We start from the raw sequence: 4031 nt of genomic DNA, 5'->3' as shown, positions 1-4031 counted from the left end.
GACCCTGGCGGCAAGTCAGAGCCACCGCACCGGATAAGGTCCACCCGCCTGCGATCTCTCACAAAGAACAAGGGCCAAAGCCTAACGATCAAGCCTAACGATCTCATCGGGGACAAACGATGGACGCAAACTCCGCAAGCAAGACCGCGACGCTCACCGTCGGCAACAAGAACTTCGATCTTCCGATCCTGAGCGGCACCGTGGGTCCCGACGTCATCGACATCGGCAAGCTCTACGCCCAGTCCGGGATGTTCACCTACGACCCCGGCTTCACCTCGACCGGCAGCTGCCAGTCCAAGATCACCTATATCGACGGCGACGCCGGCGTGCTGGAATACCGCGGCTACCCGATCGAGCAGCTCGCCGAGAAGGGCGACTTCCTGGAGACCTGCTATCTCCTGCTATACGGGGAACTCCCGACGCCGGCGCAGAAGAAGGACTTCGACTATCGCGTGACCCATCACACGATGGTGCACGAGCAGATGGCCCGCTTCTTCCAGGGCTTCCGCCGCGACGCCCACCCGATGGCGGTCATGGTCGCCTCGGTCGGCGCGCTCGCCGCGTTCTATCACGACTCCACCGACATCAACGATCCCAAGCAGCGGATGATCGCCTCGATCCGGATGATCGCGAAGATCCCGACGCTGGCGGCGATGGCCTACAAATATTCGATCGGCCAGCCTTTCGTTTATCCGAAGAACGCGCTGTCGTTCTCCGAGAACTTCCTCAACATGTGCTTCGCGGTGCCGTGCGAGGAGTACAAGCCGAACCCGGTGCTCGCCGACGCGCTCGACAAGATCTTCATCCTGCACGCCGACCACGAGCAGAACGCCTCGACCTCGACGGTGCGCATCGCCGGCTCGTCGGGCGCCAACCCGTTCGCCTGCATCGCCGCCGGCATCGCCTGCCTGTGGGGCCCGGCGCATGGCGGCGCCAACGAGGCCGCGCTGAACATGCTGGCCGAGATCGGCACCGTCGACAAGATTCCGGAATTCATCGCCAAGGTGAAGGACAAGAACAGCGACGTGCGGCTGATGGGCTTCGGCCATCGCGTCTACAAGAACTACGACCCGCGCGCCAAGATCATGCAGAAGATGTGTCACGCGGTGCTCAAGGAGACGGGCCACGCCGACGATCAGATGCTCAAGGTCGCGATGGAGCTCGAGAAGATCGCGCTCAGCGATCAGTACTTCATCGACCGCAAGCTGTACCCGAACGTCGACTTCTACTCGGGCATCACCCTGAAGGCGATGGGCTTCCCGGTGTCGATGTTCACCGTGCTGTTCGCGGTCGCCCGCACCGTCGGCTGGATCAGCCAGTGGAGCGAGATGATCGAGGACCCGCAGCAGAAGATCGGCCGTCCGCGCCAGCTCTACACCGGCGTGACCACCCGCCAGTATGTCGATCTCGACAAGCGCGGCTGATCGAGAGCGAAAGAGATCATGACGAAAGGCCCGCCCGGCACGCTGGACGGGCCTTTTTCTTTGGGCTGAAATCACGCGGCTGGAGCCGGTCGCATAGCCCGGATGAGCGCAGCGATATCCGGGTTCGGCACGACCGTCACAGGAGACCCCGGATGTCGCTGCGCTCATCCGGGCTACGGGCTGCGAGCTTGCGCCGAAGCTCGTACGGTGGGCAAAGCGGCCGCCGCAAGGCAGCGGCGTGCCCACCGTCGATCAGCGAGCCGAGCTGCCAGATGGTGGGCACGGCGCCACTGCAATCTCGCGGGTTGACAGAGCACGGCAGCGCCTTTGCCCACCCTACGGCTCCACGTGATTTGTTGTCGACCGAGTAAGGGATTGCAGGCTCCATGGCGAAATCGTTCCCGATTCTGCAACAGGCCTGCATCGCAGCGCTGGCTTTCGTCTGCGCCCACGCCACGCCCATCCGCGCGATGGAAACAGCCCCGCAAGAGCTGACCGTCCCGGCGGCCGGTGCATCCCTCACCATCAAGCTGTTTGCCGCTCGGCACGAAGGCAAGCGGCCGGCCGTGATCATTCTCCACGGTGCACAGGGCGTCGAGCGGTTTGCCGCCGCGTATGCCCGTTACGCTCAAGCGCTGGCGGCGGCAGGCATCGATGCAGCTCTCGTCTCCTATTACGACGCGGCCGACGTCAGCGCGATGAGCTCCGCGGATCAGACAATCCGACAGGCCTATTTCTCTGCGCACGTCGCGAATTGGTCGGCGCGAGTCCGTGAGGTGGCTTCCCTGCTCGCCCGGCGCGAGAGCTTCTCCGGAAAAATCGGGCTTCTCGGCTTTTCCAATGGCGGCTTTCTGGCGGTTGCCACCGCCGCGTCAGATCCCCGGATCACGGCGCTGGTGGTGTTCTACGCCGGGCGTCCTGATTTCCAAGCAGCGGGCCCGTTTCACCTGCCGCCTCTGCTCGCCTTGCACGGCGACGCCGATCGCAACGTGCCGCTGTCATCGGGAAAGGCGCTGGTCGACGCCGCGCGAGCGGCAGGCGGCGCGGCCGAATTGGTCGTGTATCCACAGATGGGCCATGGGTTCGATGTCGACGCGACCCGACCCGAAGCCGCGGATGCGCTCACACGCGCGATTAGCTTCATTGTGGAGCAGTTGAAGTGAGCGATTTGGCGAACCGCCGTCGGGTAGGTAAAGCGGCCGCCGCAGGCGGCAGCGTGCCCACCATCGATCAGTCGCGTAGCCCGGATGAGCGCAGCGATCCGGGTTCGGCACGACGGTCACGGGAGCCCCGGATGTCACTGCGCTCATCCGGGCTACGAGCTACGCTGTGGCGTGTGCTCAGGCCGGTGCCTGCCGTGTGCCGCGCATCGTCGCCAGCACGATGTCGGCGGCGCGGACGCTGGGAGATGCTGCGCCGGTCGACATGATGCCATCGAGGCGATTGAACGCCTCGATCTGACGCGTGCGGATCGGGCCGCTGTTCAGCAGATCGACCAGCACGGGTACGAGATTGTCGGCCGTGCACGCTTCCTGAAGGAATTCCGGAATGACGTTCTCGCCGATCACGAGATTGGCGAGGATGACGGAGGGCACTTTGATCAGGCGGCGCAGGACGAAGGCCTCGACGTCGCCGACGCGATAGGCCGTCACCATCGGCACGCCGGCCAGCGCCAGCTCGAGCGTCACGGTCCCGGACTTGGCGAGCGCCGCGCGCGCGCGCCGGAAGGCGGCGCGCTTCTCGGCGTCGCCCGTGATGATCGTGGGCTTCACCGTCCAGCTCGCGACGCCAGCCCTGACAGCGGCCTCAAGATGCGATGTCGTCGGCAGCACCGCCTCGAACGCAAGGCCTTGCGCCTGCAGCCGCGCGAGCGTCTCGCCGAACACCGCGATGTGGCGCGCGACCTCGCTGCGCCGGCTGCCAGGCAGCACCAGCAGCACCGGCGGCTCGGCGTCGCGGCGGGCCTGCTCGGCTGGGTTGGGACGCAAGGTTGCGAGTTGCTCGGTCAGCGGATGGCCGACATAGGTGCATGGCGGGCCGTCGAGCCTGCGATACACGTCGGGCTCGAACGGCAACAGGCCCAGCACGTGATCGAGATAGCCGCGCATGGCGCGGGCACGGCCGGGGCGCCAGGCCCACACCGTCGGCGCCGCGTAGTTCACGATCGGGATCGCGGCGTCGCGGGCGTGAACACGCCTGGCGACGCGCTGGGTGAAGTCGGGGCTGTCGATGATGACGAGCACGTCGGGCTGCGCCGCGATGACGGCATCCACCGTGCCGCGGATCAGGCGCAGGATCTTCGGCAGCTGCTTGATGACCGCCGTGAAGCCGACGATCGACAGCTCCTCGATCGGGAACAGCGAGACCAGCCCCTCACGGATCATGCCGCGGCCGCCGACGCCGGAGAATTCGACACCGTCGCCGAGCCGCTGGCGCAGCACCTTCATCAGAGGGGCGCCGAGGCGGTCGCCGGACTCCTCGGTGGCCACCAGGCAGATCCTGCGGATGGCCGGGCCGGCCGGCGGCCGCGCCGTCACGCAGTGATGCCCGTGATGAACACGCCGGCGCGGTCGGCGGCCGTCACCGTTTCCTGCGGGTCGGCCAGCA

At 66.2% G+C, this 4031-nt stretch carries 3 protein-coding genes; 2 read left to right on the top strand and 1 reads right to left on the bottom strand.

The features are described 5' to 3' along the window. The first annotated feature begins 119 nt into the window (after nt 1–119). Together gltA and BRAS3809_RS15385 are read left to right on the top strand one after the other, a co-directional pair. A complete protein-coding gene (gltA, locus tag BRAS3809_RS15390; RefSeq protein WP_008963040.1) occupies nt 120–1424 on the top strand; it encodes a citrate synthase in 1305 nt (434 codons plus the stop codon). A 386-nt stretch (nt 1425–1810) separates the two neighbouring features. Then, on the top strand, nt 1811–2587 hold the full coding sequence (locus BRAS3809_RS15385; protein ID WP_008963039.1) for a dienelactone hydrolase family protein: 777 nt from the start codon (nt 1811–1813) through the stop codon (nt 2585–2587). Between the two features lie 177 nt (nt 2588–2764). On the opposite strand, the gene lpxB is transcribed toward BRAS3809_RS15385, so the two are convergent. Continuing rightward, entirely contained in the window at nt 2765–3961 is a 1197-nt protein-coding gene (gene lpxB / locus BRAS3809_RS15380; RefSeq protein ID WP_008963038.1) for a lipid-A-disaccharide synthase, read from the bottom strand. Nucleotides 3962–4031: the final 70 nt, after the last annotated feature.

Origin of the sequence: Bradyrhizobium sp. STM 3809 (assembly GCF_000239795.1) — a bacterium.
Taxonomy (GTDB): domain Bacteria; phylum Pseudomonadota; class Alphaproteobacteria; order Rhizobiales; family Xanthobacteraceae; genus Bradyrhizobium.
The sequence above is the reverse complement of the archived record's forward strand: the minus strand, read 5'-3'. Positions and strand labels throughout refer to the sequence as shown.